Source organism: Planktotalea sp., from assembly GCF_039984035.1.
Lineage (GTDB): Bacteria > Pseudomonadota > Alphaproteobacteria > Rhodobacterales > Rhodobacteraceae > Planktotalea.
In genome coordinates this window covers 1-4,768 of the sequence record NZ_JBDWVM010000200.1, presented here as the reverse complement: position 1 = coordinate 4,768, position 4,768 = coordinate 1, and the positions used below count along the sequence as shown (strand labels likewise).

At 55.5% G+C, this 4,768-nt stretch carries 5 protein-coding genes; 3 read left to right on the top strand and 2 right to left on the bottom strand.

Annotation, left to right across the window (positions count from 1 at the left end):
- Together ABJQ89_RS09310 and ABJQ89_RS09305 are read right to left on the bottom strand one after the other, a co-directional pair.
- Positions 1–1,079, bottom strand: a 1,079-nt coding sequence (locus ABJQ89_RS09310) for a sensor histidine kinase N-terminal domain-containing protein (RefSeq protein ID WP_348495973.1), incomplete at its 3' end; no start/stop codon positions are given.
- Positions 1,069–1,737: a response regulator transcription factor gene (locus tag ABJQ89_RS09305; protein WP_348495972.1), complete on the bottom strand. Its 669-nt coding sequence runs from the start codon at positions 1,735–1,737 to the stop codon at positions 1,069–1,071. The genes ABJQ89_RS09310 and ABJQ89_RS09305, both read right to left, overlap by 11 nt.
- A 104-nt stretch (positions 1,738–1,841) precedes the next feature.
- Here ABJQ89_RS09305 and ABJQ89_RS09300 point away from each other — a divergent pair, with 104 nt between their 5' ends.
- The 3 genes from ABJQ89_RS09300 to ABJQ89_RS09290 all read left to right on the top strand — a co-directional run.
- A complete protein-coding gene (locus ABJQ89_RS09300) occupies positions 1,842–2,828 on the top strand; it encodes a tripartite tricarboxylate transporter substrate-binding protein (protein ID WP_348495971.1) in 987 nt (328 codons plus the stop codon).
- Between the two features lie 69 nt (positions 2,829–2,897).
- Positions 2,898–3,380 carry a tripartite tricarboxylate transporter TctB family protein gene (locus ABJQ89_RS09295; RefSeq protein ID WP_348495970.1) on the top strand — a complete coding sequence of 161 codons (483 nt, stop codon included), beginning with the start codon at positions 2,898–2,900 and terminating at the stop codon, positions 3,378–3,380.
- A gap of 3 nt (positions 3,381–3,383) precedes the next feature.
- Positions 3,384–4,768: tripartite tricarboxylate transporter permease (locus ABJQ89_RS09290; RefSeq protein WP_348495969.1), on the top strand; the 1,385-nt coding region annotated here is incomplete at its 3' end.

The following is a 4,768-nucleotide window of genomic DNA, read 5'->3' as shown; positions in this document are numbered from 1 at the left end:
CGCAATGCGTTCTGCAAAAGGATTGCATCGCCTTGCAACAGGGCAGGGCCGTCAATTTCCAGCTCGATGTTGATATCTTTCATGTCCGCAACCGGCGTCATGCGCTGGACCATTTCGCGTAGGAGTTCGGCCAAATCGACCTCGGTTCTTTCCAGATTTTCAGCGCGAAAGGTGATCATCGCATGATCCAACAATTGCCCCGCCGCGCGCGAGCTTTCATCAATCGCGCGCACCATGGATTGTAGGGCCGCACGGTTTTCCTTGTGCTCGACCCGTTGCAAAGTTGCTTCGGCATGCGAGCGTACGGTCGCGAGAGGCGTGCGAATACGATGGGCCGCTTCCGCGATAAAGTCCTCGGACTGGGTCAACGTATGATCAAGTCGCGACATGAATGTATTGAGCGAGCCAACGAGCGGCACCATTTCCGAGGGTACAGGTTTTGTCACAGGGCTAAGGTCTTGCGGACCGCGGCGCGTTACAGATGTGGTCAGGCGCCGCAATTGGCTACTGGTGGTCGAAGCGGCCCAAAGGGCCAATGCGGATGACAGCGCGAAAAACCCAAGCCCAAGCAGCGTCACGTTTCGCGAGATTGCTGTGAGCCGATCTGCCAGCGCATCTTGGGTTTGTGCCATGGACACTGTGACCATGCGTGGCCCTTGCGAGCCGATCAAGATACGCGCGCCTGTCGCGACGCGGATTTTGGCGTCATTAAAGCGCCCATTGGAAAACAGCCGTTTGTCGGCCGACATATTTGTAGGCGGCGCAAGCCAGTCGTATCCTGACAAAAGCACGCCATCCGCGTGGATAGCATAGAACACCCGATCATCTGCTTCGGTGGTCAGCATTGAAAGAGAAGAGTAGGGGAAATCGAGCGTGACGCGCCCTTCGCGGATCACGGCGGTATCCAGAACAGAGGCCATAGATGCGTTCAAGATGTTATCTTGGCCTTGCTGGGCCACTTGCGTGGCAAGTGCGCGCACGACGATGAACAAGATCACGGCCAAGACGGCAGAGCCGCCTGTCAAAATCAGCGCCAGCCGATTACGCAAAGAGCCGGTGACATTCACCTCATGTGTCATGCTCTAACCTATAGCCCATTCCGCGCAGTGTTTTGATTTGAACGCGCGAGCCTTCGAGATGCTTACGGAGCCGCGCAATATATACTTCGATCGCATTCTCCGAGACATCATCGTCATATGAGAATAGCCGATCCACCAGTTTCTGTTTCGAGAACACTTGCCCTTTGGAGCCCAGCAAAAGTTCCAGCAGGCGCAGCTCGCGATTGCGTAGGTTGATTTGCTTGCCTTTGACGCTCAGATGTCCGGCCAAAGTGTCAAATTCCACATCTCCAACCGTCACAACAGAACGCGCAGAACCCGATTTTCGTCGCAAAACAGCACGGCATCTGGCCTGCAGTTCGGCGTGATCGAAGGGCTTTGTGACGTAATCATCCGCGCCCAAGTCCAACATACTGATTCGATCCGAGACCTGACTGCGCGCCGTTAGAACGATAATCGGCGTGTCATTTTGGGCATCACGCTGCTCTTTCAAGAAGCTGCGACCATCGCCATCTGGCAGCATGATATCCAATAGGATCAGGTCGTACTCACCGGTCCTTGCAAAGTCACTGGCATCCTCAATTTTCGCTGCATGATCAACGATATGCCCGTCTAGCTGAATGCGCGCAGAAATGGCTTCTGCGAGGTCCAGATTGTCTTCGACGAGCAGGTATTTCATCGGGCATTTCCCTTGGTTTTCAACGTGACAGGTTAGTGTCAGGTTCCTGTGGTTTGATGCTGCGCAGGTGCCGTGAAGAGACGGCTACCAAATGGGAGAACGACATGACAACGATTAAAATGGGCCGTCGTGCCCTGCTCGCAACCGCGGTTGCGACCCTTAGCTTTGGTGCACCAGCGTTTGCGGATGGCCATCAAGTAGTAGACAGCATCCACTTCATTATTCCGGGCGGCGCTGGCGGCGGCTGGGATGGTACAGCCCGCGGAACGGGCGAAGCTTTGACAGCGGCTGGCCTTGTCGGCAATGCATCCTATGAGAACATGTCCGGTGGCGGCGGCGGTGTCGCAATCGGTTACATGATCGAAAACGCGGACAGCAACCATGGCTCGCTCATGGTGAACTCAACGCCAATCGTGATCCGGTCTTTGACGGGTGTCTTCCCGCATAACTTCCGTGATCTGACGCTCGTTTCAGGTACTATCGGTGACTATGCAGCGATGGTTGTTCCAGCAGACAGCGATGTGTCCAGCATGGAAGATTTCCTTGCAGCCTTTGACGCGGATCCAGCAGGCACACCTATCGGTGGCGGCTCTGTTCCGGGTGGCATGGACCACCTCGTTGCAGCGATGGTGATGGAAGCCTCTGGTCGCGATGCGCTCAGCGTGAACTACATCCCATACGATGCGGGTGGCACAGCCATGGCAGCGTTGCTGTCTGGCGAGATCAAAGCACTGTCCACGGGCTTCTCTGAAGCGGTTGATCTGGCGAACCAAGGCGAAGTCAAAATCATCGGCGTTACGTCTGATGCACGCGTCGACGCGGCACCTGATGCGATGACAATGACAGAGCAGGGTATTGATACGACGTTCGTCAACTGGCGTGGGTTCTTCGCAGCGCCTGGCCTGCCAGAGGACAAGCTTGCGATGTATCAAGACGCAATCGCTAAGATGTATGACACACCTGAGTGGGAAGCCGTGCGCGCGCGCAATGGCTGGGTCAACATCCACAACTCAGGAGATGATTTCCGCACCTTCCTTGAAGGTCAGGAAAAGGTCATCGGTGATCTGATGCGCAAACTGGGCTTCCTCTAAGGGCGCCCTAGGGCAGAGCAAAATGCGTGCTCTGCCCACACTATTTCAAGATTTTGGGAGGAATGGCCGATGGCCTTGGATCGTTGGATCGCACTTGTCCTATTGGGCATTTGCATCGTGTATGGCTATGCCGCTTGGTTTACGATGGACGCAAGTCTTGCGCCGTTTATGCGTCGTAACCCCGTTTGGCCCAGCACCTTCCCAAAGGTTCTGTCGATCTTCGGTATCGCGGCCTCGCTCGTGCTTTTGCTCGGGCTTGAGAAGGGCGAAGAAAAGATCGGCGATATCGATCACCGTCGCTTGGGCGATTATTTCCTTGGACAAGCATTGCTGCTGCTCGGCCTGATGGTCGTTTATGCGCTCTGCCTGCGTCCGCTCGGTTTCGTCTTTTCGACATCTGCCTTTTTGATCATCGGTTCTTTCATTTTGGGGGAACGTAAATGGCATGTGATGATCCCCGTTGCGCTGATTGCGACGGGATCTGTTTGGTATCTGGTGCAAGAGGTGCTCGGCATCTTCCTGCGTCCACTGCCGTTCTTCATGGGAGTGTAAGCGATGCTCGAAGGTATCCTGATTGGCCTGCAAACGGCCCTGTCTTTGCAAAACCTGCTCGTCGTGATTGGCGGCTGTTTGATCGGCACATTCATTGGCATGTTGCCGGGCCTTGGGCCGATGTCGATCATCGCGATTATGATCCCCGTGGCGATTACCATGGGCGATCCCTCTGCAGCATTGATCTTGCTCGCGGGTGTCTATTACGGCGCTATCTTTGGTGGCTCGACCTCATCTATCCTGCTTAATGCACCGGGGGTCGCAGGGACAGTTGCGTCCAGCTTCGACGGCTATCCTATGGCCCGACAAGGCAAGGCAGGCAAAGCGCTAACCATCGCGGCGATTGCCAGCTTTGCGGGCGGGACCATTGGGGCGATCTTGCTTATGATCTTCGCGCCGATGCTGTCCTCTGTGGCGCTGCTATTTCACTCCGCTGAATACTTCGCACTGATGGTCGTGGGTCTGTCGGCCATTGCGGCCTTTGCAGGGCCGGGTCAAGTGACCAAGGCGCTGTTGATGACAGTGCTGGGTTTGATCATGGCAACCGTGGGCGAGGGGGCTTTGTTCAACATGCCGCGCTTTACGGCTGGCATTATGGACCTGCAATCAGGCTTTGGCTTTATCACACTGGCCATGGCGATGTTCGCGCTGCCAGAAGCGATCTTTCTCGTTCTCAAACCTAAAAACCTTGGCGATGATGGCGGCGAAATCAAGGACCTGCGCATCTCTCGCGCAGAAGCACGCGCAATCGCGCCCGTCATTGGTCGCCAATCGGTGCAAGGTTTCTTTATCGGCGTCTTGCCGGGGGCAGGCGCCACGATTGCGTCTTTCCTTGGCTATGCGGTTGAGCGCAACATCGCGCCAAAAGCGGAACAGGATGAATTCGGCAAAGGTTCTGTCAAAGGATTAGCAGCCCCAGAAACGGCGAATAACGCAGCCTGCACTGGGTCCTTCGTGCCTTTGCTGACGCTTGGCATTCCGGGGTCTGGTACAACGGCGATCTTGCTCGGCGCGCTTATCGCATTGAACGTCACGCCCGGTCCGCGCCTGATGGTTGATGAACCACAGATTTTCTGGGCCGTGATCATGTCGATGTTCATTGGCAACCTCGTCTTGCTGATCCTGAACTTGCCGTTGATCCCTTACATCGCGAAACTGCTGGCAATCCCGCGCAATTACTTGATCCCTTTCATCCTCTTCTTCACGTTGATGGGGGCCTATATCGGGCAAAACAACGCGACTGAACTGTTGATTTTGGTAGGCTTTGGCATCTGCGGCATCGCGCTGAAGTTTGCCAACTATCCGCTGCCACCGCTGCTGATCGGTTTTATCCTTGGCGGTATGATGGAAGACAACTTCTCGCGCTCTATGCAGCTTTATGGCGGTGT